The organism is Ruegeria sp. HKCCA4633 (assembly GCF_013034605.1).
In the GTDB taxonomy this organism is placed as follows: Bacteria; Pseudomonadota; Alphaproteobacteria; order Rhodobacterales; family Rhodobacteraceae; genus Ruegeria.
Map to the genome: position 1 here is coordinate 610,179 of NZ_WQGJ01000001.1, position 22,343 is coordinate 632,521.

Below are 22,343 nucleotides of genomic sequence, written 5' to 3' on the forward strand. Positions count from 1 at the left end.
AGTGAAGATCTCTCCTATGCGTTGGATGCGGGGGGTTTCCCTTGTGGCCGCAATCGGCCTGATGGCCGCGTGCCAGCTTCCGAAATCCGGACCTAACAAAACCGAAATCCTGGCAGGTGCTGTGCAGAACGGTGGCAACGCGTTTGTTGTCGAGGTCGATGATCGAGTGACACGTGCCACATCCGCGATCCCACAATTCGGCTTTTCCCCTTCGTTCAGCAGTGCCCAGACCTTGACCGCTGATACGGTTCGCCCCGGTGATGTTCTGAGCCTGACCATTTGGGAAAACGTTGATGACGGCCTTTTGACCACCGAAACTGGCGCGGCAACGGCGCTGGAAGAGGTGCAGGTTGATAGCGAAGGCTTCATCTTTGTTCCCTATGCAGGTCGCTTACGGGCTGCCGGAAACACACCGGAACAATTGCGCGTTCTGATCACAAACAAATTGCAGGAACAGACACCGGATCCACAGGTCGAAGTGCGGCGCGCTGCAGGCGACGGGTCCACTGTATCGTTGACCGGCACAGTAAACGCACCGGGCATATACGCGATCCAACGGCCGACCCGCTCTTTGTTGGGCATGTTGTCTCAGGCGGGGGGCGTCTCGGTGGCGTCTGACATTGCATTGGTGACACTGATCCGTGGCGGACAAAGGGGCACTGTCTGGTACGAAGACCTGTATCGGAATCCCAAGCTTGATGTGGCCCTTCGCGGTGGCGATCGCATCCTGGTGGAAGAAGACAGCCGGTCCTATATCGCGCTTGGCGCTACAGGCGGCCAGTCCCGCGTGGCCTTTGAAAGCCAGGACCTTTCTGCCCTTGAAGCACTTGCCCAAGTAGGTGGATTGCTGACGCTATCCTCGGATCCGACAGGTATCTTCATCCTGCGCAAAGAACGCGAGAGCGTGGCTCGCAGCATCACCGGCCGTGCGGACCTGAAGGGCGACCAACGCATGATTTATCTGCTGAATCTGACAGCACCCAACGGCCTGTTCATCGCGCGGGATTTCGTGATCCGCGACGACGACACAATCTATGTGACCGAAGCGCCATACGCACAGTGGAGCAAATCGATCTCACTTATCGCGGGCGGCCTGACACCTATTGCCAACGTTGCCACACTGACCGGAAACTGATGCATGATCCCCGACGAGGACAGCTCAGCCGGGGACAGCCGTACCCGGCTGTTTGTCTATAATGGTGGCTTTTTGACGCAAAAGCGCCTGAAGCGGATCTTGTCCCTTGCTGGCTTTGATGTTCGTTTGGGCATTCCCAAAAGCGGTGATTGCGTAGGGGTTTGGGGCGACAGCCCAACTGCACATCGCGGCCTAACGGTCGCCGAAAAACACGACGCGCCGGTTGTACGGATCGAAGATGCATTCCTCAGATCGTTGCACCCGGGACGCGAGGGAGAGAGCCCCCTGGGCTTATTCATAGATCGCTCGGGGCTGCATTTCGACGCGTCAGCCCCATCGGACCTTGAAAAGACTCTGATCAATGAGCCGTTGGACGACACCGCCCTGCTGAATCGCGCGCGCGCTGCAATCGAACGGATCAAAGAACTGCATCTCAGCAAATATTCCGCCTTTGATCTGGCCTTGACCCCTCCGGACCCCGGATATGTTCTGGTCGTCGATCAAACGGTGGGCGACGCTGCGGTTACAGCCAGCGGCGCGGACCGGGCGCGGTTCCTTGAAATGCTGTTTGTCGCACAAGAGGAAAACCCCGGTGCGCGTATCCTGATCAAAACACACCCGGAAACACAGGCGGGTTATCGCCAAGGGCATTTCACGGATCAGGAGCTTTCAGACAGCGTTTCGATGTTCAGCGACCCGATCAGCCCCTGGCCCCTGCTGGAAGGTGCTGTTGCCGTTTATACTGTGTCCTCACAACTGGGGTTCGAAGCTATCCTGGCCGGTCATAAACCACGTGTGTTCGGTCAGCCATTCTACGCTGGCTGGGGCCTGACACAGGATGAGAACCCAATTACGCGCCGCCAACGCAACCTGACCCGCGCTCAGCTTTTCGCTGCAGCTATGCTGCTGTACCCCACATGGTACGATCCTTTTCGGGATAAACTATGCGAACTTGAAACAGTGCTGGACACGCTCGAAGCGCAAACCCGCGCGTGGCGGCAGGACCGGAACGGATGGACCGCCTCTGGTATGCGGCTGTGGAAACGCAAGCATCTGCAGCAGATATTCGGGCAGCACGCAAAGCTGCGATTTACAGCGGCACAGCCCGAAACTGCAGAGCGCCCACATATGGTCTGGGCCAATCAGGCACGCGACACCGATGGTGCGGTGCGGGTCGAAGACGGGTTTCTGAGGTCGCGTGGCTTGGGGGCAGAACTTGTCCCTCCACTCTCGTTGGTGACGGATGAAATCGGCATTTACTACGATCCGACAAAACCTAGCCAGTTAGAAGACCTGATCAGTCGACGTGAAACTCTGCGCCCGGATCAGGAATTGCGGGCCGAGCGCCTGATACAGCGGTTGTTGGCAGAGGGATTGAGCAAATACAATATGGGCCAGCCCGCCTCCGCCCTGCCCGAAGGGCATCGTATTTTAGTGCCGGGACAGGTTGAGGATGATGCCTCGGTCCTGCTGGGCACCAGCACGGTGCGCAGCAATTTGGATCTGCTGAAAGCTGCCCGCAACGCCAATCCAAACGCAATCCTGATCTACAAGCCGCACCCCGATGTTGAAGCCGGGCTGCGCGAAGGCAGGATCGACGCCGCGACGTTGGCCGACATAGTCGTCGCTGACACAGATCCCGCCTCGCTTCTGCCCCATGTCCAAGAAGTCTGGACAATGACATCGCTTCTGGGGTTCGAGGCTTTGTTGCGCGGGGTAAAGGTTACAACCCTCGGCGCACCGTTCTATGCCGGTTGGGGCCTGACCACCGATCTAGGGGCGGTTCCAGTTCGGCGCGGTGCGAGACCGTCGTTGACGGGGTTGGTACATGCAACCCTGATCGACTATCCCCGCTACTTCGATCCCGTCACAGGCCAGCCCTGTCCGGTGGAAGTGGCGGTAGAGCGTCTTGCCCAAGGGAATTCTGTGCCCACTGGGCCGGTAAATCGAGTGCTGTCGAAACTTCAGGGCGCGTTTGCGACCCACGCGCATTTGTGGCGTTAATCCTACAGCGAGGGTTTGCGCCAGCAGTGCAGGATATCCCCGCCCACAACCTGCGTTTCAATCAGCTCGAACCTTGGTGCTTCGTCCAGTGTCTTAAGTTCCAGAGATCCAACGGCCGAAAGCCCGTCGGCTCCGATGGTCACCCCAGCGGTGAAGCCCACCAGTTCGTCCACCAGATCCTCGGCCAAAAGCGAAGCCGCAAGAGCCGCCCCGCCTTCGCAGAATACGCTTGTCAGGCCGGCCTGCCCCAATTGCTGAAGCAGATCCAGCGCGTCAATATGATGATCTTTCAAGGCGCACGGGATAAGTTTTGCGCCAAGACCCTCCCAAGCGCGTGCACGCTCTGGATCAGGATGATGGGCATGACAGAGCCATACCGGTGTTTTCGCTGCAGTGCGTGCCAACTGCCCCATCAAAGAGATGTCCATGTGACGCGACACCACCACGCGCACCGGCTGATGCGCGACACCCAGGTCTCGCACTGTCAGCGAGGGATCATCGGCACGCGCCGTCCCTGCCCCTACCATCACCGCATCGTGGCGGGCGCGCATCGCGTGCACGACACGCCGCGCCTTAGGTCCGGTGATCCATTGACTGTGTCCGGTTGAGGTAGCGATCCGACCATCAAAACTGCTGGCCAGTTTGAGGGTCACAAACGGCCGTCCCTGTTCGGTCTTTAAGAAAAAACCTTCCAGATCCTGCTCCGCCTGTTCTGCCAGAACGCCTGTTTCGACCTCGATTCCAGCCTCGCGCAACATGGCAAAGCCCTGCCCTGCCACCCTCGGGTCGCTGTCTTCCACGGCGGCCACAACGCGGGCGACGCCGGCTGCAATCAAAGCTTCGGCGCAGGGCGGCGTTTTGCCGTGATGCGCGCAGGGTTCTAATGTTACATAGACGGTAGCGCCACGCGCGGCCTGTCCGGCTTGGGCCAACGCCTCGGTCTCGGCATGCGGACGCCCCCCCGGTTGGGTCCAACCGCGCCCGATGATCCGGCCATCGCGCACGATGACACAGCCCACAGCTGGGTTCGGCCAGCACGTCCCTTGGCCGCGCCGCCCCAATGACAGGGCCAGCGCCATAAATCGCTTATCTGTTTCGTTCACTCGTCCGTCGGAGGCTGCGGCGGGCGCAGTTCGTGGACAAACTCCTCGAAATCATCGGCCGCCTGGAAATTCTTATACACACTCGCAAAGCGAACATAGGCGACGGTATCGATCCGCGCCAGAGCTTCCATGACGATCTCACCGATCTTGTTTGACGGAATATCAGTGTCGCCCATGCTTTCCAGCCGACGCACGATGCCCGAGATCATCTGATCGATCCGTTCCGGATCAACAGGCCGTTTCTGCATCGAGATGCGGATCGAACGCTCCAGCTTGTCGCGGTCGAAATCCTCGCGCTTGCCGTTGGTTTTAATGACCACCAGATCTCGCAGTTGCACACGCTCGTACGTTGTGAACCGCCCTCCACAGGCCGGGCAAAACCGGCGTCGGCGGATAGCCACGTGGTCCTCTGCCGGGCGTGAGTCTTTTACCTGAGTGTCGATATTTCCGCAAAACGGGCAGCGCATCCGCCGTCTCCTCGTCCCTTGTTCGGCCTCTTTTTGTAAGCGCTGCGGCTTACTTATCCACAACTATAGGGCAGCCGCTAGGATTTGGGTAGTCGGAATTTTCAACCGCTAGATAAAGGGTCAGGCCAGATGCGCGGCGACACGTCTTTGATGAGGTGCAGTGCGGTGTTCAAACAGGTAAATCCCCTGCCAGTTTCCAAGAACCATCCGCCCTTGAGACACAGGGATCGTCAACGACACAGGCATAAGTGCAGCCTTGATATGCGCAGGCATGTCATCTGGTCCTTCATATGTGTGCCGCAGGTAAGACATTGCCGGATGGTCGGACGCAGGCACAAGTCGTTCGAAAAACGCCTGAAGGTCGGTTTGAACCTCGGGGTCGGCGTTTTCTTGGATCAGCAGGGAACACGAAGTATGGCGAACGAACAGCGTCAGAACGCCATCGGCAGACCACTGATCCGCCCATTCCCGGATGTCAGACGTGAATTCGTAAAGCCCCGGGCCTTGGGTGTGCACAACGAATTCAGTCTGCATCGTGACGATCCTGTGGGTTTATCAGTCGTTGAAGAACGGCCGATAGTTACACCGTGAGTTTGCACCTTGTACAGATTCACTGTTGCCAGGTTGAAACCCGAACGAAATAAAGCTGCTGGGTTGCACCTCGGCGGTCTCAGGTTGCTTGATCGAAAACTGAACTGCCGTTCTGCGACCGGTGGTGACACTGGGCCCGTATCCGCGCAACACGTAGATCCTGTCTTGCCAACCCAACCCCAAGGTCCGGCGCGCATAATCCGCAGCCGCACACCAATAGCCTTCTGTGCGCTGATCCCCACGCGGTATAACTTCGAAATCCGTGGCGTTGATCGGCTCAGTACGATACCCGTTCCGCGCAGCATCGGCGGCCATGGGAACACTAAAGGCAACGGTCGCCAACGCGGCAAATGTGTATAACTTTTTCATCGTTAATCTTCCCTGATTGTGTGTCCCAGATAGGTTAGTCCAGCTTCTTGCATTGCACAGTGCCCCTCACGACCAATTCAGCCAGCCCCCTGCATTGTGTGATCCGGCGTGAGCCACCCGCGATACCGGATCAGCAATCCCAAACCCGGTGCCCGGGCTGAGACATCAAACCGGAATCGCCCTTGTGCATCCTGCCATTCTCGCGTGCGAGAGCGCGGCAACGCAAAGGCGGGCATCAAAATACCAAAGATGGTCAAGCGATGAATTTCGATGTGCAGTGCATCGTTCTGCCAAGCGGGTCGCAACCAAATCGAAATCGCACCAAAGTCTTCACGAACGCATTTCCGGTTTTCATCGTATGTCAGGTGCGAAGTGGTGCGATGCCCGCCAAAGTCGCGCTCCCAGGACACTGCTTTGCCCCGGTCGCGGATCGAAACCGAGACCGCAACATCTTTTCCACTAGGGGGAAATCCGGCCAGATAGGTGGCAACCGCCGCCAACACACCTCTGCCTGGCTCGATATCACATTGGCCGGAATACAATCCTTCTGTGCTGTGCAGGCGAAGAACCGCAGCGGGTAAATACTCGACCGATCCCAATGCCTGCAAGAACGGGTCATTCATCATCAATAACCATCGCTCACAAATCGCGCCCAAATGTCAGGCCCCGGTACCAGACAAGTGCTGGATTTTCCGAACAGTTTATACCTGTTTCGCGCGATCAGACGATACGCAGGGTTTTTGAGCGCATTGGGCAAGAAACGGCACAGTGACAACAGCCGCCACATTGCGGGAATGTTGACGCATAGCTGCGGCAAACGCATCCAGATGCTGATAGACCACTCCATCCACGATCACCAAGTTGGTTTCAAAGTCTTGCGTGCGCAGGTCCAGCTCTTGATAGAGCTTCTGCCCAAGCGGGGATTGGGCAGTTGCGAACAGAAAGCACCGCGACCGATCATGTCTGAGCATGAATCTGAAGAAACCCGAACACAGCACGCACTGGCCATCAAACACAATCAAGTTTTGACCGTAGACTTTTGAACTTACAGCACTTTCCGGCATATCGTTAACATTCGTGAGACCGCCATTCTCACAGGGTGTCAAATCTGTAGCTCCTGAACAATGCGACATCTGTGAAGGAGGGCGTGCCGGGGAGCGCTGAGCAGAGAGTGGTGATTTCTCCGAAGGCTCTGACCTCATCCCCTAAAGGTGCTGACCCGGCAACACAGCTTATCTGGGTGTTCACACCGCAAAACCCATGTGCGATCTGGCCAGTTTCTTTTGCGTTTCTGCCATCACATGATGTCGCGACCGTCAAAATCCCAAGTGTCATTCGAAATTCTATGATATGCTGTCTATTGTTTTGTAATCGTAAGGTATTGTTGCGCGATGGACGTGGATGTTGGCCGTCTACATTTCATTATTCAGGCGCTGGATCGTCACAGTGGAAACGGAGAGTTGTCTAAGGCTGTCCTGAAGCGAACCGGCCTCAGGCCGCAGGATGTCGCCCCACCGGTTGAAACCTGCAGTATTCAGACAGAGGCCCTGTTCGTCCGCTTCGCATGTGACGCGACCAAAGACATTACCTTTGCGGCCCGTACCGGGCTTGAGGTCACATCCGCCTCGACCGTGACGGCTTATATCAGCAAGTATTCACGCGACCTGAAACAGGTGATGGAGAACCTTTCGCGCTTTCACGGCATCATCGACCCGGCCATCGCGCTTAGTCTGCGTATCGCCGGGAATTTCGCTACTTTGGAAGCCGATTGGAAAGATGCGGGTTTTGCCCGCTATCACCGGCGCACCGAATTTCTGATCTTCGCCGCCCTCGCAAGAATGCGGAACCTGACTCAGATCAACCTGAACCCGATTGAGATAAGGTTTCAGCATGAGGTTGGGGATCATATCAAAAGCTTTGAAAAACTTGCAGGTTTTCCGGTGGTCTTTGGATCGGAAAAGATTGAGATTGTTTTGCCCCTTTCGGCACTGGATCTGCCGGTTCCGACTTATGATCCCAAACTGCGCGAGCATCTTTTGGAATACGCAGAGCGCCTACTGGCGGAACGCAAGAAACCCGAACACTCGATCCGTGCTCGGACCGAAGGGCTAATCACCCGATCCCTGCCCGGCACAATCCCACAGGCCGAGGTCATAGCTTCGAACCTCGGAATGAGCCTTAGAACCTTTGGCCGTCGCCTGAAAGAAGAAGGCACAAGCTATCGCGACATCGTGGACGACCTCAGGTGTGATCTTGCCCAGACCTTCCTGACCAACCGGATGACTCTGTCAGAGATTTCATTTTCACTCGGGTACGCAGATCAGGCCGCCTTCTCGACCGCCTTTAAACGCTGGACTGGCCAACCACCAAGCGCTTTCAAGACCCGCGTCGAACATCCCCTTCAGCGGTGAGACCGGGGGTCATAAGCCCGAAAGCCTCGCCCCGGCCCCGTCCCGTGAGTGGACAAAACAGATATAGACAGGGACGCCGCCCATCCCGTGTGATTTCCCGCCAATGTGATAAGAGAACAGGCCATCGTGAAGACCGAATAAAAAAGGCGCCTCGGACGAGGCGCCTTTGGACTTACTGATCCAGGAAAGACCGCAGTTTTCGAGATCGGCTGGGGTGCTTCAACTTGCGCAGCGCCTTCGCCTCGATCTGACGAATCCGTTCGCGGGTCACGCTGAATTGCTGACCCACTTCTTCCAAGGTGTGATCGGTGTTCATACCGATGCCAAAACGCATCCGCAGAACGCGTTCCTCACGCGGCGTAAGCGAGGCCAGAACCCGTGTCGTGGTTTCCTTGAGGTTTTCTTGAATGGCGCTGTCCAGCGGCAGCACAGCATTCTTGTCCTCGATGAAATCGCCCAACTGGCTGTCTTCCTCGTCGCCAATCGGAGTTTCCAATGAGATCGGTTCCTTGGCGATCTTCATCACCTTGCGAACCTTCTCAAGCGGCATCTGCAGCTTTTCGGCCAACTCTTCCGGCGTCGGCTCGCGACCGATTTCGTGCAGCATCTGGCGTCCCGTGCGGACCAGCTTATTGATCGTTTCGATCATGTGAACCGGGATACGGATCGTCCGCGCCTGATCCGCGATAGACCGCGTGATCGCCTGACGGATCCACCAAGTCGCATAGGTCGAGAACTTGTAGCCGCGACGGTATTCGAACTTGTCCACCGCTTTCATCAGGCCAATGTTGCCTTCCTGAATAAGATCAAGGAATTGCAGGCCACGGTTCGTGTACTTTTTGGCGATCGAGATCACCAAACGCAGGTTGGCTTCGACCATTTCTTTCTTGGCCTGACGGGCTTCTTTCTCACCCTTTTGAACCTGCTGCACGATGCGGCGGAATTCCGAGATATCGAGACCAACATACTGACCGACCTGCGCCATGTCGTTGCGCAGTTCTTCAACCTTGGCGGTCGAGCGTTCGATGAACATTTGCCAGCCACGGCCCGGCTTTTCAGCCATCTCTGCCAGCCAGTTCGGGTCCAGTTCGCGGCCCCGGTACGCTTCGATGAACTCACGACGGTTGATGCGTGCCTGATCCGCCAATTTTACCATCGCGCTGTCCAGAGACATGATTCGACGGTTGATACCGTAGAGCTGGTCGATCAGCGCTTCGATCCGGTTGTTGTGCAGGTGAAGACCATTCACCAGTTCAACGATTTCGGCACGCAGCTTCTGATAGGTTTCTTCGTCCTTTTTACTAAACGAGCCGTCCTCGTTCAGGGTGGCTGAAATCCGGCTGTCCTGCATTTCCGACAACATCGAGAAATCGGTCGAAATGCGTTCGAGCGTGGTCAGAACCTGATCCTTCAACGCCGCTTCCATCGCGGCCAGCGACATGTTGGCCTGATCATCGTCGTCGTCATCGTCGTCATTGTTCAGCGGGTTGCCGTCAGCATCCAGCTCGGGGCCGGTATCTTTCGCAGGCTTGGCCGCCTGCACAGCGGACGTGTCGACCACAGGCTCTTCCACATCGCCGTCTTCGTCCATCTGGTTGCCAAAGGTGGTTTCCAGATCGATGACGTCGCGTAGAAGAATGTCTTCGGACAGCAATTCGTCATGCCAGATTGTGATCGCCTGGAACGTCAACGGACTTTCGCACAATCCAGCGATCATGGTGTTGCGGCCGGCTTCGATCCGTTTAGCGATGGCAATCTCGCCTTCACGGCTCAGCAGTTCAACCGATCCCATTTCGCGCAAATACATGCGAACGGGATCGTCGGTCCGATCCAGTTTTTCGGTGGCGGCCCCGGCCAACGCAACCTCACGGTTGCTTTCGGTGGTGGTCAGTTCGGTCGAGCCCTTGTTCTCTTCCTCTTCTGCCTCTTCATCTTCGATGATGTTGATGCCCATCTCGGACAGCATCGACATTACGTCTTCGATCTGTTCCGAGCTGACCTGATCCGGTGGCAGAACCTGGTTGAGCTGGTCGTAGGTGATGTAACCTTTCTCGCGGGCCTCGGCGATCATCTTCTTGACCTGGGCCTGGCTCATGTCCAGCGAGATTTCCTGTTCCTGCTCTTCGGATTTGCGATCTTCGGTCGTGTCTTTGGCGGCCATTCAATGCTCCTGCAGGGATGGGTGATTCGTTTGAACCGAATCATTAGCGCTTAGAAGTGATTCGGCCACCCGTTTACCCGTTTTTCTTTTCCAGTGCCTTATGAAAACACCAGTTTACCGGCGTTTCCGCTCGAAATTGATACCGGACATGATTGCCTCGAACGCGTCTTTCTCGTCGCGGTTGATTCGCGCTCCATTGTCGGCAATGTCGAAAACGGCCCTGTCTTCGTTCTGGCTGCGGCTTGTTCGGTTGCGCTCTTCAGCGGCTTGCGCCAGCCGATATGTCAGCGCCTCATCGGCCAGATCAGACAATTCCTCCGCCGCTTCGGCTATCTCAGCATCCAACCCCCGGAGCGCTTTGATCTTTGCGAGTTCCTCGGCCAGTGTCATCTCGGCCTTTTCAACATCGCCCGGTTTGTACACACAGGGGATCACTGCGACATGGCGAAGGGCCAGCAGGTTTTCAAGGGGCTGGTGACCTAAAGAATCCACAATGTGGTCTTTCAGATGATCCGGATCATGAATCGCGTGGCGCAGAATGGCGTCCCGCAGGGCAGCGTATTCGGGGTTGAGACATTCCATGTCTTCAAGCTGGTGCTCGAACTGGACAACGACCTGTGGGTTGAGGATAGAAATGGCGAGAATGGCCGCCTCGCGCAGTTGAATATCAGCGGTCTCGGACGATGCCAGGAAAGACGCCCGCGCACCCGGCGTTGCCGATTGCGGCGGTTGCCACTTACCACGCGGTTGCCACTGTCGGTTCTGTGGTTGGCGCTGGGGACGGAAAAGTTGCCAGCGCAAATCCTTGATCTCTTGCCCGTAATGCGATCGGATCGACGGGTCACGGATCAGCTTGAGCTTTTCCCGCAGGGATTTATCCAGTGCCGCCTTGCGCTCGGGGCTGTCAAAAATCTTACCTTCGGTTTCGCGCTGCCACAGCAGTTTGACCATCGGAATGGCGCTTTCCAACACCGATTGCACGGCCCCCGGCCCTTCTGCCCGCAACAGATCATCGGGGTCTTTGCCTTCTGGCATCAAAGCAAAGCGCAGAGATTTTCCTGCCTCGAGCAACGGCAAGGCCAGATCGACGGCGCGCATCGCCGCACGCAGACCCGCCGTGTCACCGTCAAGCGCGATGATCGGTTCATTGGAAACACGCCAGAGCAATTGTAGCTGATGCTCGGTGATGGCTGTGCCCAAAGGGGCAACTGATGCTCCAAAACCCGCCTCGGCCAGCGCGATTACGTCCATATACCCTTCAGCCACGATCAGCGGCTGCCCCTTGCCGGACGCCTGCCGCGCAGGACCATGGTTATAGAGACTGCGCCCTTTGTCGAATAACTCGGTCTCGGGAGAGTTCAGATACTTGGCGTTGTCATTTGGATCCATCGCCCGACCGCCAAACGCGATACAGCGTCCACGCGCATCGCGGATGGGGAACATGATCCGGTTACGGAACGTGTCGTAGGGCTTCTTACCCTTGTTCGACGGCTTGGCCAGCCCCGCCCCAAGGATCAGATCCTCAGCCACATTCTTACCGCGCAAATGATCCCACAGCGCCTGCCAGCCGTCCGGGGCAAATCCGATCTCCCACCGATCCAGCGCCTGGGCATCCAGCCCTCGGCCCGCAAGGTAATCGCGTGCAGTCGCCCCTGCACCGGTCTTGAGCTGCAGGCGGAAGAACTGCACCGCCTGCTCCATCACATCGGCCAGTTGCGACCGGCGGTCCTGCCTTTCCTGCGCTTTGGGATCGCGTGCGGGCATGGGCATCCCAGCCTCACGCGCTAGTATCTCGACTGCTTCGATAAACGAGACATTCTCGGTCTCCTTCACAAAACTGATCGCATCGCCTTTCGCGTGACAGCCGAAGCAGTAATAGAATCCCTTTTGGTCATCGACGTGGAACGAGGCCGTCTTTTCATGGTGAAACGGGCATGGGGCCCACATATCCCCCTTGCCCTGATTGGATTTACGCTGATCCCACATGACTTTGCGCCCGACGACCTGAGACAGGCTTAGCCGGGTGCGCAACTCATCCAGAAATCCGGGGGGCAAAGACATAGATCAAACCTGCCAGAAATGAAAACCCACGCCAAGGGGATGGCGCGGGCTTATCCACAAGGAAATGCGGGAATGTGGATTACTGCTGCAAACACAGCTCCAACCAGGCCGCGCCCAAATCTTTCTTGCGCACGTCTCGCATCTTCTGTTCGTAGACCCAAGGCGTAATCAGTGGGATCGCGGCATTGTAATTCTCGGGCCAGGTCGGGCCACTGTCAGCCACAGCCTTCGGAACGTCGCGCTCCTTCACCCTGTCCAGACGCGCCTGCTGGATCGCGGCAACGACGTCGGCCTGATACTTGCAGCTTTGTTCCTTGGTTTCAGCTGCAGCCAAGGGTGTGGCAAGCACAACAGCAGCGATAGCGATACGCAACATTGAGGTCTCCCGGAATCATTGGTTTGACCGTAGCTTACCCGCCCACAGACAGACCCGCCATTACCATTTGGGAAACGTGTTCAGGGTTTTGCGTTGCGGAGGGGGTGGAACGCCCTCCCCCTCCGGCCGTTATCATAGCCCCTTGGCCCGATAGCTGCTGGCCACACGGTCAATTGCGACGATATAGGCCGCGGTCCGAAGATCCTCGACATCATCACGGCTGTGCCAGACCTCGCGCATGGATTGATAGGCAATGCGCATAGTGTCATCCAGGCCCGACCGGACAAGTTCCAACTCATCCGCACCTTTAAGGTATTTGGCTTTGAAATCCGGAGACATCGACCAGGCCTCGCCCAGATAACGGTCCAAACGCTCCAATTCACTGACGATCAGTTCATGGCGCGCTTCTTCCTGGCGTCGCTGCATCCGGCCAAAGCGGATATGGCTGAGGTTTTTGACCCATTCGAAGTACGAGACCGTCACACCACCTGCGTTGGCATACATGTCCGGGATGATCACCGTGCCCTTTTTTCGCAGGATTTCATCCGCACCCGCCGTCACTGGACCGTTCGCCGCTTCGATGATCAGCGGTGCTTTGATCCGCTCGGCATTGGACAGGTTGATCACCCCCTCCAAGGCCGCCGGGACCAGAATGTCGCAATCCGCTTCCAACACACTTGCACCTTCGGCCGAGTGGGTCGCATCAGGGTAGTCCTTGACGCCGCCATGTTTGACGATCCACTGCCGAACCGCCTCTACGTCGATACCGTCGGGGTTGTACAGCGCGCCATCCCATTCGATGATCCCCACGATGCGAGAGCCATCTTCTTCGCTGAGGAACTTCGCCGCGTGGTAACCCACGTTGCCAAGCCCCTGCACAACAACGCGCTTACCGTCCAGGCTGCCTTCCAGCCCCGCCTTGGCGATGTCTTCGGGATGACGGAAAAACTCGCGCAGCGCGTATTGAATGCCGCGCCCGGTTGCCTCAACCCGCCCGGCTATACCGCCTGCATTCAGCGGCTTGCCGGTCACACAGGCCCGTGCATTGATATCAGTCGTATTCATGCGCGCGTATTGATCAGCCATCCACGCCATTTCACGTTCGCCCGTGCCCATGTCAGGGGCCGGTACGTTTTGCGACGGGTTGATCAGGTCACGCTTCGCAAGTTCATAAGCAAAGCGCCGCGTGATTTGTTCCAGTTCATGCTCTTCATACTGGCGCGGATCGATGCACAACCCGCCTTTCGATCCACCAAACGGCGTTTCGACAAGCGCGCACTTGTAGGTCATCAGCGCAGCGAGCGCCTCAACTTCGTCCTGGTTAACGGCAGTGGCGTAACGAATACCACCTTTGACCGGCTCCATATGTTCAGAGTGGACTGAGCGATAGCCAGTAAACGTGTGGATTTCACCCCGCAGACGCACCCCGAAACGAACCGTATACGTTGCGTTGCACACCCGGATCTTTTGTTCCAGCCCTGGCGGCAGGTCCATTAGTGACGCTGCCCTGTTGAACATGAGATCAACACTCTCACGAAAGCTGGGTTCTTTGATGCCGGTCATACATTCCTCCGTATCGATACCAGACGTAACGTCATGACGTTTTGTCGCACCAGTTGCGTCAGGCTGCAATCAAACAATGCACTTTTTTTCATCATTTCGTTAACAAATACGTCACCAAACGAGGTGAGTCGGGCAATCGCCTCAACTGTTAATGAATTGTTTTCATTTCATCGACAGAACGGTCACGGCGCACAGTTTTATACCCGAAATACGCGCAAAAAGGCCAAAACCAAGCCTTTTTCGCCCAATTCACGCCATGATTGAAAATTAAATTTAACCCAAATCTCTTTTCATATCGCACGAACTCCATGTGCGGAGCGGAGTCATCAAAATGATTAAATACTCGCTTCAGAATAACGGTTCGACACTCAAGCGTCGCGCTTCCGAAATTCGCAAGTTTGCCAAAGAAGAAGATGGTACATTCACTATCTTTGTTTTGTTTATGATGGTTCTCATGCTTGCGGTCACAGGCATGTCGATGGAATTCATGAAGTATGAACGCGACCGCGCGAGCCTGCAATCCACTTTGGACCGTGCTGTCCTGGCCGCGGCTGACCTTGACCAGCAACTTCCTGCCAAAGACGTTGTAGACGCGTATATGGACAAAGCTGGACTGGGCAACCTCAATGCCGTTACCACAGTGGTCGAAGGGTTTGGTTCCAGATCGGTAACAGCGTCTGCTGAAGCGGTCATGGAGACTCGATACCTGCGTTACGGACAAGTAACCGAACTAGGGATGAGGGCCACCAGCGCGGCCGAAGAATCGATTGGTGCAGTGGAAATTTCTCTGGTCCTTGATATTTCCGGATCCATGTCTCGAGCATCTGCGACACCTGGGGAATCCAAGATCAAGGTTCTGCAGCAGGCAGCGTCCGAGTTTGTCAAGCTTATGCTCGACAAATCCGGCAATGGCGAGATTTCTATCTCAATCGTACCATACGCAACGCAGGTCAACGCTGGCGCGTCAATTCTGGACAAGTTTACCGACGTTACGCAGGAGCATAGCTATTCGCATTGCGTGAACTTTATTCCGGAACAGTACAGTGATGCCGACCTGCACGTAGGTGACAGGTTGGAACGCACGGCTCATTTCGATCCTTTCACCTATTCCGAAGGTTCAATCGCCCTGCCCGTTTGCCCAGTTCGCGCAGGCAGCGCAATCACTCCTGTGACCGACAATATGGATAAGCTCCTTGGGCAAATCGCATCGCTCACACCGGGTGGAAACACATCGATTGATATCGGAGTGAAGTGGGGAACTGCCCTTTTGGACCCCAGCACTCGGCCAATTGTGCAGCAACTTTCGACGGAACAAGACCCTGCATATGCACCGTCAACAATTGTTCCTAGCAAGTTTTCGGTACGTCCCACTGATTACGACTCGAACGTTCTTAAAATTATCATCGTAATGACGGACGGTCAGAACACAGACCAATACATGCTCAATCCTTCGCTGCGCGAAGGTATGTCAGACGTTTGGTACAATTCCGATGCTGGTGAGTATACCGTGTATCACTCCCAGGGCCGACCGAACTATTTCTGGCCCCAGCAAAACGCTTGGGCGGATCATCCCTTCGGAAACCCCGAGCCTGAGACGGAATTGAACAAGGAAACCGGAACGGCGGTTCGCCTGACCTATCCCGAGCTGTTTAACCGTGTCTCATTGGCCTGGAACGCCAGATACAATTACTACTGGCAATCCAGCGGTTGGGCGGAATGGTACTCCAAAGCCTACTCGAAAGTAGAGACTTCGGCGAAAAACCAGCACACGAAACATGTGTGTGGTGCAGCGAAAGACCAAGGTATTATTGTCTATGGCATCGCATTTGAAGCACCGCGTGCGGGCTTCAGAACGCTCCAAAACTGCGCAAGCTCGGACAGCCACGTCTATGATGTTAGTGGACTCGACCTTGAAAAAGCATTCGAATCCATCGCCTCTTCCATCCATAAATTGAGGCTGACCCAATGATCCGCAGAATGCTGTCGAAACTCGGGCCGTTTCGTAGGTCCGAGACGGGGAGCGCGACGATCGAGTTTGTCATGCTTGTTCCGTTTTTCTTGGCATTTCTTGTCGCGGGTGCCGAACTGTCGTTAATCACGATGCGTCACGCGGCGTTGGAACGCGGAGTTGACCTTATCGTGAGGGACATTCGTTTGGGCACTGGTACCAACTGGAACCACGACGACATCAAGACAAGGATTTGTGACGTATCTGGCATCACGGACTGTGTTGGGAACCTGCGACTGCAGATGATCCAACAAGATGCGTTCACAGGTATCGTTCTTTCGGACAAAGTTCCATGCACTGACAGCTCGGAAGATCCAAAACCCGTGCTGGACTTTAAAAGTGGGCAATCCAACGAGTTGATGATCTTGCGGGCCTGCTTGCGTATCGATCCAATTCTGGAGGCGTCCGCAATTGCAAAAGTTGTTCCCGATGACACTGGCCATTACGCAGTCACCGCGACGACAGCATTTGTACAGGAGCCGCTGTAAGATCATGTCTACACTCAGTAATTTAAAAAACCGCATCAAAGGCTTCAAGAACGATGAAAGCGGTATTCTTTCCGTTGAAGCGCTTATGATCTTCCCGCTTATGTTGTGGACGATCACGTTCACCTTCACAGCGTTCGAAGGGTTTCGTCAAAGCGCGTCGAATCTTAAGGCCGCTTATACAATCAGCGATTTAATCTCACGTGAAACTCAAGCCGTAACCGATACATATTTCGACTCGCTTCACGATTTGGCGGGCAAGATGATCAATAATCGGTCTGAGATGAAAATGCGGGTGTCGCTTATCTTATTCGACGAAGACGATGACCGTCACTATGTGCGGTGGTCCACTGTACGCGGTTTTGAGCAATCGTGGGACAACAACAACATCGACGAAATCGAAACCCGTCTGCCGCCGATGACCAATCAGGACACGCTCATTCTGGTCGAGACATCAAACGAGTATATTCCGACATTTAGACCCGGCTGGGACTTCGCCACTGGAATTACCTTTGAAAACTTCATCTTTACCAGGCCGAGATTCACAAACGAAGTGGCGTGCAATTTAGCGAAGACGCCCTTTGTCTGCGATAATAACGTTTAAAGCCTCTGACATGAACTTGGCCTCGGCGGCAGCTGTCATGCCGCCCACGCCCACCCTACGACCAAGCCTCCACCAAAGCCCTGGTGCCCATTTGTATGACATCTTGTGGCGCATGCGAACCAGAAAGCCATTTGACGGTTTGAAGGCAAAAACACCTCTATCGACAGTCTCAATATCTTCGATTCTTGCGATGATCTGACCCGAGCCCGTGCGTAGTTCGGATTGAGTCAGTTCTATGCAATCCTGTGTCGCATGCCAGACGCGGTAGGCCAGCCACAGGGATGCGCCACCCACAGCAAACAAAAACACTTGCCACATCGGCTCGGGCGGCGACGCCAAGGCAACATACGTCACCAGCGCCCCGACCGTTGTCAGCATCCCTACCCCGGCCCAGCGTCTGGGCGAGGATGCCTGAATCGTTGCCAACACGTCGTCCTGCATCAATATCTCCCAATTTGTTCCCCACGATTTAGCTTCTTTGAATGGGAAACAACAGGGGGTTGGTTAAGTTGCAAATTCGCACAGGTTCGGTTTGTTCGCGCAAATTGACTGCACAGGCGCAGAGATTACATGCTGCTCAAACGAACCGGAGTTTATCATGTCGCTCAGACCTACATTGGAAACGCGTCAGGCCATTCCCACGATGGAAGGGGCCGGAGTGAAACTGCATCGTGCGTTCGGGTTTCAAGACCCGTCGGAACTGGACCCTTTTCTTCTGTTTGACGACTTTCGAAACGAAAGGCCGCAGGACTATCAGGCCGGGTTTCCCTGGCATCCGCATCGCGGGATCGAGACAATCACCTATGTTCTGGCCGGATCGGTCGAGCATTCCGATTCATTGGGCAACACCGGCACCTTGGGTGCGGGCGACGTGCAATGGATGACGGCCGGGTCAGGTATACTGCATCAGGAAATGCCGCACGGAAACACCTCGGGGCAGATGCACGGATTTCAATTGTGGGGCAACCTGCCCTCGGATCAGAAGATGACCGCCCCTCGCTATCAGGATGTTCAAAGCAAAGACATTCCCGAAATCATCGATGACGACGGCACAACTGTTCGTGTGATTGTTGGAGACTTCTGGGGTAAGACCGGGCCGGTGGATGGTATCGCGGCAGACCCGCAATACCTGGACATCTCGATCCCCGCAGGTGTGAAAAAGACCTTTCGGATCGACACCTATCGCCGAGCCTTCGCGTATGTGTTCCAGGGTCAGGCCGCCTTTGCCGACGCTTCGCAGCCAACAGGCGTGCTGTTGGAAAAAGAGGTCGCCGGGCAAGAGGTCAACATCCGCGATATGTCTGGCGACCGGACCCTTGTCCGCTTTGGCACCGGGGACGAAATCACCGTTCAGGCAGGCCAGGAAGGTGTTCGGTTTTTGTTGATCTCTGGTGCTCCGATTGATGAACCAGTCGCGTGGCACGGTCCAATTGTGATGAACACAAGGGCCGAACTGGAACAAGCGTTTCGGGAGCTGCGAAACGGGACGTTCATTCGCCCCGCACACTGACCTATTGGCGGCTTGACGTTGTCAGGCCGTCACCGCCTTGTGTACCATGTTCCAATAGATCTGTTCGACCTCATCCAGCGACAATCGACCGCCAGATCGATACCAGGTCATCACACCGTTCAACATGGCAATCACGGCAAGCGTCGCAATCTTAGTGTCTGGAATTGCAAACTGACCGGCCTGCTGCCCCGCGTGAAGGATGTTTTCCAGCGCGTTTTCGTACTGTCGACGAAGGTCTTCTATTTCGGCGAAGTTTTCTGGCGAGAGATTTCGCAACTCCATATAGGCTATGAATACCTCATCAGGGCGTTGCAGGTGGAAGCGAATGTGAAACCCGACGAACTGGCGCAATGCTTGTGGAGCGTCTTCGCCGCCCTGCAATTCGCTAAATGCAGACAACAACTCCTGCATGTGTTCACGCATCAATCGGTACAACAAGCTTTGCTTGTCCGGCGTGTAATTGTACAACGCCCCAGCCTGCACTCCGACTTCTTTCGCGATCTGCCGCATCGAAACGGCGGCATAGCCGTGTCGTGCAAACAAGTTCAGAGCAGCCTTGCGAATGCGCGGGCCGGTTATGTCCGAGTGAGAGCCTTGAGTTCGTGCCATGTACCTACGATATCTGAACAATTGTTCAGATAGAACCCCGCTTGATCGACAGCCCCAAAAGGTGCATCACAATACGGCACACAAAACAAAAAAGCGCACCCTATGAAACTGCTGCCTATACTGTCGTTTATCCTTCTTTGCGCCGGCTGCGCAGATTTCCCCGAGTTGGAAGGCAGTGAACCGGCCTCGGTGAAAAAAGCTCCCTACCCGCGCCTTGTTCCTCTGCAAGAAACACTGGGACCTGCCATTGATCCGGTCAGCCAAGCTGCCACGGTCGAAGAAGACCTAACGCAGCGAAGCGAAGCGCTCGCCCAAAAGGCCCAAGCGCTGCAAAACGCACAAACCAACTAACGCACAGCATTTCACCTCCACATTCGCCCGGTGACGGATTGCACCCTTGGCCCGAACCCGCTAATGCAGCGCTGATCGGACAAACGTCCGAATACAGTTAGAATCCGGCGGAAAGGGACATACGACATGACACAGGCACTGCGGCTGGGAATTGCGGGCTTGGGAACGGTCGGCGTCGGTGTCGTAAAGATTGTCCGCCGCCATGCCGACTTGCTGAAAGCGCGTACGGGCCGCTCGATTGAGATCGTGGCCGTGTCAGCACGAGATCCCAACAAGGATCGTGGCGTAAACCTGTCGGATTATGCCTGGGAAACCGATCCGGTGGCACTGGCAAAACGCGACGATGTCGATGTTTTTGTCGAGTTGATGGGCGGCGAAAACGGACCCGCCAAGGCGTCGGTCGAGGCCGCTTTGACCTCGGGCAAGGATGTTGTCACTGCCAACAAGGCATTGCTTGCCATCCACGGACAAGAACTGGCAGAACAGGCAGAAGCTGCGGCTCGTGTCATCCGCTTCGAGGCTGCTGTTGCTGGTGGTATCCCGGTAATCAAATCCCTAACGGAAGGTTTGGCCGGGAATGAAATCACGCGTGTTATGGGCGTGATGAACGGCACCTGCAACTACATCCTGACCCGAATGCAATCACAGCGTCAGGGGTATAACGCCCTGTTCGATGAATGCGCCGAGCTTGGCTATCTTGAGGCCGACCCCAATCTGGATGTGGGCGGCATCGACGCTGCACATAAACTGGCGCTTCTGGCCTCGATTGCCTTTGGCACCAAGCCGAATTTCGATGGCATCGAGATTGAAGGCATTCAGCACATCAGCCTCGATGATATCGATCAGGCCGACGACATGGGTTTCCGCATCAAATTGCTGGGTGTCGCGCAGCGCACCGCACGCGGGCTAGAGCAACGTATGCAACCTTGCCTCGTACCCAGCGATTCTCCGCTGGGTCAGCTGGAGGGTGGCACCAATATGGTGGTGATCGAAGGCGACTCGGTCGAGCAGATCGTTTTGCGCGGTCCCGGTGCAGGCGAAGGCCCCACGGCCAGCGCGGTGCTAGGCGATGTTTGTGATCTGGCGCGCGGGATGCAGATTTCGACCTTCGGCCGCCCTGCTACATCGCTCGAGGCTGCCAAGCCCGCGGTCACTGGCCTGCCTGCGCCGTATTACCTGCGGCTTGGCCTGTTAGACAAACCCGGTGCTCTGGCAAAAGTTGCGGCTATTCTGGGCGACGCGGGCGTTTCGATCGACCGGATGCGCCAGTACGCGCACGCGGAAAGCACAGCCCCCGTTCTAATCGTTACGCACAAAACCACCCGCGCCGCACTGAACGTGGCGCTGGACGGTTTCCGCAATACGGATGTAGTGGCAGGTGAGCCTGTTGCGCTGCGGATTGAAAAGGTTTGATCTTGCAGCCCGCATGAAACGCAAGCTATGCCGAAAGAAACGGCTTTACTGACCAAGGGATACTGAACAATGAGTGCTGCCAAGACCGATTTCAACGACCGCCTGCTGTCTCTGGGGCTGGCAAGGGTGGCGGAACAGGCTGCACTGGCCTCAGCGTCGCTTGTGGGGCGCGGCGATGAGAAAGCTGCCGATCAGGCAGCCGTAAACGCCATGCGCGAACAGCTGAACCTGCTGGACATTGCCGGTGTCGTGGTGATCGGTGAAGGTGAGCGCGATGAAGCGCCCATGCTGTATATCGGCGAAGAAGTTGGCACCGGCACCGGCCCCGGTGTGGACATCGCGCTGGACCCGCTGGAAGGCACAACGCTGACCGCCAAGGACATGCCCAACGCGCTGACCGTGATCGCCATGGGTCCGCGTGGATCGATGCTGCACGCGCCGGACGTTTATATGGACAAGCTGGCCGTTGGTCCCGGCCTGCCTGAGGGCGTCGTTAACCTTGACATGTCCCCGCGCGAGCGCGTCGAAGCATTGGCAAAGGCCAAGGGCTGCAAACCGGCCGACATCACCGTTTGCATTCTGGAACGTCCCCGTCATGAAGCCATGATCGCCGAAGTGCGCGAGACCGGTGCCTCGATCCGCCTGATCACCGATGGTGATGTGGCTGGCGTCATGCACTGTGCCGAAAGCGAAGTGACCGGAATCGACATGTATATGGGTCAAGGTGGTGCGCCCGAGGGTGTTCTGGCTGCCGCCGCGCTGAAATGCATGGGCGGTCAGATCTTTGGTCGCCTCTTGTTCCGCAACGATGACGAACGTGGGCGCGCAGCCAAAGCAGGCATCACGGATCTGGATCGCGTTTATGCGCGTGATGAGATGGTGACCGCAGATGTGATCTTTGCCGCAACCGGTGTTACAGGTGGTTCACTGCTGCCGCGCATCAAACGTGAACCGGGCTGGGTTGAAACCACAACCCTGCTGATGCGGTCCAAAACAGGGTCGGTGCGCCGCATGTCCTATCGCACGCCCACCTGGCCGCACGACAAGGCGTGACGGCTTGCGCCATTGCCTTTGGCGAGAGTATTTCTGAAAAAATGAAAAGGCCGGGTCCGCAAGGGTCCG

General features: G+C 56.2%; 23 protein-coding genes. 10 read left to right on the forward strand and 13 right to left on the reverse strand.

Annotated elements, in window-relative coordinates:
* Position 1 precedes the first annotated feature (1 nt).
* Positions 2–1,135: a polysaccharide biosynthesis/export family protein gene (locus GOV85_RS03020; RefSeq protein ID WP_348540074.1), complete on the forward strand. Its 1,134-nt coding sequence runs from the start codon at positions 2–4 to the stop codon at positions 1,133–1,135.
* Between the two features lie 3 nt (positions 1,136–1,138).
* Entirely contained in the window at positions 1,139–3,139 is a 2,001-nt protein-coding gene (locus GOV85_RS03025) for a capsular polysaccharide biosynthesis protein (protein WP_171174856.1), read from the forward strand.
* Between the two features lie 2 nt (positions 3,140–3,141).
* Here GOV85_RS03025 and ribD read toward each other — a convergent pair whose 3' ends face one another.
* From ribD to GOV85_RS21465, 7 genes are all read right to left on the reverse strand, one after another.
* Entirely contained in the window at positions 3,142–4,242 is a 1,101-nt protein-coding gene (gene ribD, locus GOV85_RS03030) for a bifunctional diaminohydroxyphosphoribosylaminopyrimidine deaminase/5-amino-6-(5-phosphoribosylamino)uracil reductase RibD (RefSeq protein ID WP_171174858.1), read from the reverse strand.
* Positions 4,239–4,709 carry a transcriptional regulator NrdR gene (gene nrdR / locus GOV85_RS03035; RefSeq protein ID WP_050602693.1) on the reverse strand — a complete coding sequence of 157 codons (471 nt, stop codon included), beginning with the start codon at positions 4,707–4,709 and terminating at the stop codon, positions 4,239–4,241. Before nrdR ends, ribD begins: the two co-directional genes overlap by 4 nt.
* Positions 4,710–4,829: 120 nt before the next feature.
* Positions 4,830–5,243 carry a secondary thiamine-phosphate synthase enzyme YjbQ gene (locus GOV85_RS03040; protein ID WP_171174860.1) on the reverse strand — a complete coding sequence of 138 codons (414 nt, stop codon included), beginning with the start codon at positions 5,241–5,243 and terminating at the stop codon, positions 4,830–4,832.
* A 21-nt stretch (positions 5,244–5,264) separates the two neighbouring features.
* A complete protein-coding gene (locus GOV85_RS03045) occupies positions 5,265–5,669 on the reverse strand; it encodes a hypothetical protein (RefSeq protein WP_171174862.1) in 405 nt (134 codons plus the stop codon).
* A gap of 77 nt (positions 5,670–5,746) precedes the next feature.
* Positions 5,747–6,292 carry a DUF4166 domain-containing protein gene (locus tag GOV85_RS03050; RefSeq protein ID WP_171174864.1) on the reverse strand — a complete coding sequence of 182 codons (546 nt, stop codon included), beginning with the start codon at positions 6,290–6,292 and terminating at the stop codon, positions 5,747–5,749.
* 2 nt (positions 6,293–6,294) lie between these two features.
* Entirely contained in the window at positions 6,295–6,426 is a 132-nt protein-coding gene (locus GOV85_RS21460) for a hypothetical protein (RefSeq protein ID WP_253282750.1), read from the reverse strand.
* Positions 6,371–6,640 carry a DCC1-like thiol-disulfide oxidoreductase family protein gene (locus GOV85_RS21465; RefSeq protein WP_245223142.1) on the reverse strand — a complete coding sequence of 90 codons (270 nt, stop codon included), beginning with the start codon at positions 6,638–6,640 and terminating at the stop codon, positions 6,371–6,373. Before GOV85_RS21465 ends, GOV85_RS21460 begins: the two co-directional genes overlap by 56 nt.
* Positions 6,641–7,060: 420 nt before the next feature.
* Here GOV85_RS21465 and GOV85_RS03060 point away from each other — a divergent pair, with 420 nt between their 5' ends.
* Complete coding sequence (locus GOV85_RS03060; RefSeq protein ID WP_171174866.1) at positions 7,061–8,080, forward strand: AraC family transcriptional regulator; 1,020 nt, start codon at positions 7,061–7,063, stop codon at positions 8,078–8,080.
* Between the two features lie 172 nt (positions 8,081–8,252).
* On the opposite strand, the gene rpoD is transcribed toward GOV85_RS03060, so the two are convergent.
* From rpoD to GOV85_RS03080, 4 genes are all read right to left on the reverse strand, one after another.
* A complete protein-coding gene (gene rpoD / locus GOV85_RS03065; RefSeq protein WP_171174868.1) occupies positions 8,253–10,241 on the reverse strand; it encodes an RNA polymerase sigma factor RpoD in 1,989 nt (662 codons plus the stop codon).
* Between the two features lie 114 nt (positions 10,242–10,355).
* The gene (gene dnaG, locus GOV85_RS03070) at positions 10,356–12,302 is read right to left on the reverse strand and encodes a DNA primase (RefSeq protein ID WP_171174870.1); all 1,947 of its coding nucleotides are present in this window, start codon (positions 12,300–12,302) and stop codon (positions 10,356–10,358) included.
* Positions 12,303–12,381: 79 nt separating this feature from the next.
* Positions 12,382–12,678: a hypothetical protein gene (locus tag GOV85_RS03075; RefSeq protein ID WP_171174871.1), complete on the reverse strand. Its 297-nt coding sequence runs from the start codon at positions 12,676–12,678 to the stop codon at positions 12,382–12,384.
* Positions 12,679–12,810: 132 nt separating this feature from the next.
* Positions 12,811–14,241, reverse strand: coding sequence for a Glu/Leu/Phe/Val dehydrogenase (locus GOV85_RS03080; protein WP_171174873.1), 1,431 nt, complete (start codon positions 14,239–14,241; stop codon positions 12,811–12,813).
* Between the two features lie 331 nt (positions 14,242–14,572).
* On the opposite strand from GOV85_RS03080, the gene GOV85_RS03085 reads away from it, so the two are divergent.
* From GOV85_RS03085 to GOV85_RS03095, 3 genes are read left to right on the forward strand one after another with little or no spacing between them, the layout of a single operon-like run.
* Positions 14,573–16,210, forward strand: a complete 1,638-nt coding sequence (locus GOV85_RS03085; RefSeq protein ID WP_171174875.1) for a TadE/TadG family type IV pilus assembly protein — start codon at positions 14,573–14,575, stop codon at positions 16,208–16,210.
* On the forward strand, positions 16,207–16,737 hold the full coding sequence (locus GOV85_RS03090; RefSeq protein WP_171174877.1) for a TadE/TadG family type IV pilus assembly protein: 531 nt from the start codon (positions 16,207–16,209) through the stop codon (positions 16,735–16,737). Before GOV85_RS03085 ends, GOV85_RS03090 begins: the two co-directional genes overlap by 4 nt.
* A gap of 4 nt (positions 16,738–16,741) precedes the next feature.
* Complete coding sequence (locus tag GOV85_RS03095) at positions 16,742–17,338, forward strand: TadE/TadG family type IV pilus assembly protein (RefSeq protein WP_171174880.1); 597 nt, start codon at positions 16,742–16,744, stop codon at positions 17,336–17,338.
* Here GOV85_RS03095 and GOV85_RS03100 read toward each other — a convergent pair.
* A complete protein-coding gene (locus GOV85_RS03100) occupies positions 17,300–17,779 on the reverse strand; it encodes a hypothetical protein (protein ID WP_171174881.1) in 480 nt (159 codons plus the stop codon). The genes GOV85_RS03095 and GOV85_RS03100 overlap by 39 nt on opposite strands.
* Positions 17,780–17,936: 157 nt before the next feature.
* Here GOV85_RS03100 and GOV85_RS03105 point away from each other — a divergent pair, with 157 nt between their 5' ends.
* On the forward strand, positions 17,937–18,848 hold the full coding sequence (locus GOV85_RS03105) for a pirin family protein (protein ID WP_171174883.1): 912 nt from the start codon (positions 17,937–17,939) through the stop codon (positions 18,846–18,848).
* A 21-nt stretch (positions 18,849–18,869) separates the two neighbouring features.
* Here the strand turns inward: GOV85_RS03105 and GOV85_RS03110 are convergent, their stop codons facing one another.
* Positions 18,870–19,457: a TetR/AcrR family transcriptional regulator gene (locus GOV85_RS03110; RefSeq protein WP_171174885.1), complete on the reverse strand. Its 588-nt coding sequence runs from the start codon at positions 19,455–19,457 to the stop codon at positions 18,870–18,872.
* Between the two features lie 102 nt (positions 19,458–19,559).
* On the opposite strand from GOV85_RS03110, the gene GOV85_RS03115 reads away from it, so the two are divergent.
* The 3 genes from GOV85_RS03115 to glpX all read left to right on the forward strand — a co-directional run bounded on the left by GOV85_RS03115 (position 19,560) and on the right by glpX (position 22,274).
* The gene (locus tag GOV85_RS03115; protein WP_171174887.1) at positions 19,560–19,808 is read left to right on the forward strand and encodes a hypothetical protein; all 249 of its coding nucleotides are present in this window, start codon (positions 19,560–19,562) and stop codon (positions 19,806–19,808) included.
* Between the two features lie 126 nt (positions 19,809–19,934).
* Positions 19,935–21,221 (forward strand): homoserine dehydrogenase, encoded by a 1,287-nt coding sequence (locus GOV85_RS03120; RefSeq protein ID WP_171174889.1) that lies wholly within the window; start codon positions 19,935–19,937, stop codon positions 21,219–21,221.
* A gap of 69 nt (positions 21,222–21,290) precedes the next feature.
* On the forward strand, positions 21,291–22,274 hold the full coding sequence (gene glpX / locus GOV85_RS03125) for a class II fructose-bisphosphatase (protein ID WP_171174891.1): 984 nt from the start codon (positions 21,291–21,293) through the stop codon (positions 22,272–22,274).
* Positions 22,275–22,343 lie beyond the last annotated feature (69 nt).

What these genes read in the sequence shown, in the direction of transcription:
- GOV85_RS03025 (WP_171174856.1), top strand. Translation starts at nt 1,139, where the DNA reads ATGATCCCCGACGAGGACAGCTCAGCCGGGGACAGCCGTACCCGGCTG.
- nrdR (WP_050602693.1), bottom strand. Translation starts at nt 4,709, where the DNA reads ATGCGCTGCCCGTTTTGCGGAAATATCGACACTCAGGTAAAAGACTCA.
- GOV85_RS03040 (WP_171174860.1), bottom strand. Translation starts at nt 5,243, where the DNA reads ATGCAGACTGAATTCGTTGTGCACACCCAAGGCCCGGGGCTTTACGAA.
- GOV85_RS03045 (WP_171174862.1), bottom strand. Translation starts at nt 5,669, where the DNA reads ATGAAAAAGTTATACACATTTGCCGCGTTGGCGACCGTTGCCTTTAGT.
- GOV85_RS03050 (WP_171174864.1), bottom strand. Translation starts at nt 6,292, where the DNA reads ATGAATGACCCGTTCTTGCAGGCATTGGGATCGGTCGAGTATTTACCC.
- GOV85_RS21465 (WP_245223142.1), bottom strand. Translation starts at nt 6,640, where the DNA reads ATGCTCAGACATGATCGGTCGCGGTGCTTTCTGTTCGCAACTGCCCAA.
- GOV85_RS03060 (WP_171174866.1), top strand. Translation starts at nt 7,061, where the DNA reads ATGGACGTGGATGTTGGCCGTCTACATTTCATTATTCAGGCGCTGGAT.
- rpoD (WP_171174868.1), bottom strand. Translation starts at nt 10,241, where the DNA reads ATGGCCGCCAAAGACACGACCGAAGATCGCAAATCCGAAGAGCAGGAA.
- dnaG (WP_171174870.1), bottom strand. Translation starts at nt 12,302, where the DNA reads ATGTCTTTGCCCCCCGGATTTCTGGATGAGTTGCGCACCCGGCTAAGC.
- GOV85_RS03075 (WP_171174871.1), bottom strand. Translation starts at nt 12,678, where the DNA reads ATGTTGCGTATCGCTATCGCTGCTGTTGTGCTTGCCACACCCTTGGCT.
- GOV85_RS03080 (WP_171174873.1), bottom strand. Translation starts at nt 14,241, where the DNA reads ATGACCGGCATCAAAGAACCCAGCTTTCGTGAGAGTGTTGATCTCATG.
- GOV85_RS03085 (WP_171174875.1), top strand. Translation starts at nt 14,573, where the DNA reads ATGATTAAATACTCGCTTCAGAATAACGGTTCGACACTCAAGCGTCGC.
- GOV85_RS03090 (WP_171174877.1), top strand. Translation starts at nt 16,207, where the DNA reads ATGATCCGCAGAATGCTGTCGAAACTCGGGCCGTTTCGTAGGTCCGAG.
- GOV85_RS03095 (WP_171174880.1), top strand. Translation starts at nt 16,742, where the DNA reads ATGTCTACACTCAGTAATTTAAAAAACCGCATCAAAGGCTTCAAGAAC.
- GOV85_RS03100 (WP_171174881.1), bottom strand. Translation starts at nt 17,779, where the DNA reads ATGCAGGACGACGTGTTGGCAACGATTCAGGCATCCTCGCCCAGACGC.
- GOV85_RS03105 (WP_171174883.1), top strand. Translation starts at nt 17,937, where the DNA reads ATGTCGCTCAGACCTACATTGGAAACGCGTCAGGCCATTCCCACGATG.
- GOV85_RS03110 (WP_171174885.1), bottom strand. Translation starts at nt 19,457, where the DNA reads ATGGCACGAACTCAAGGCTCTCACTCGGACATAACCGGCCCGCGCATT.
- GOV85_RS03115 (WP_171174887.1), top strand. Translation starts at nt 19,560, where the DNA reads ATGAAACTGCTGCCTATACTGTCGTTTATCCTTCTTTGCGCCGGCTGC.
- GOV85_RS03120 (WP_171174889.1), top strand. Translation starts at nt 19,935, where the DNA reads ATGACACAGGCACTGCGGCTGGGAATTGCGGGCTTGGGAACGGTCGGC.
- glpX (WP_171174891.1), top strand. Translation starts at nt 21,291, where the DNA reads ATGAGTGCTGCCAAGACCGATTTCAACGACCGCCTGCTGTCTCTGGGG.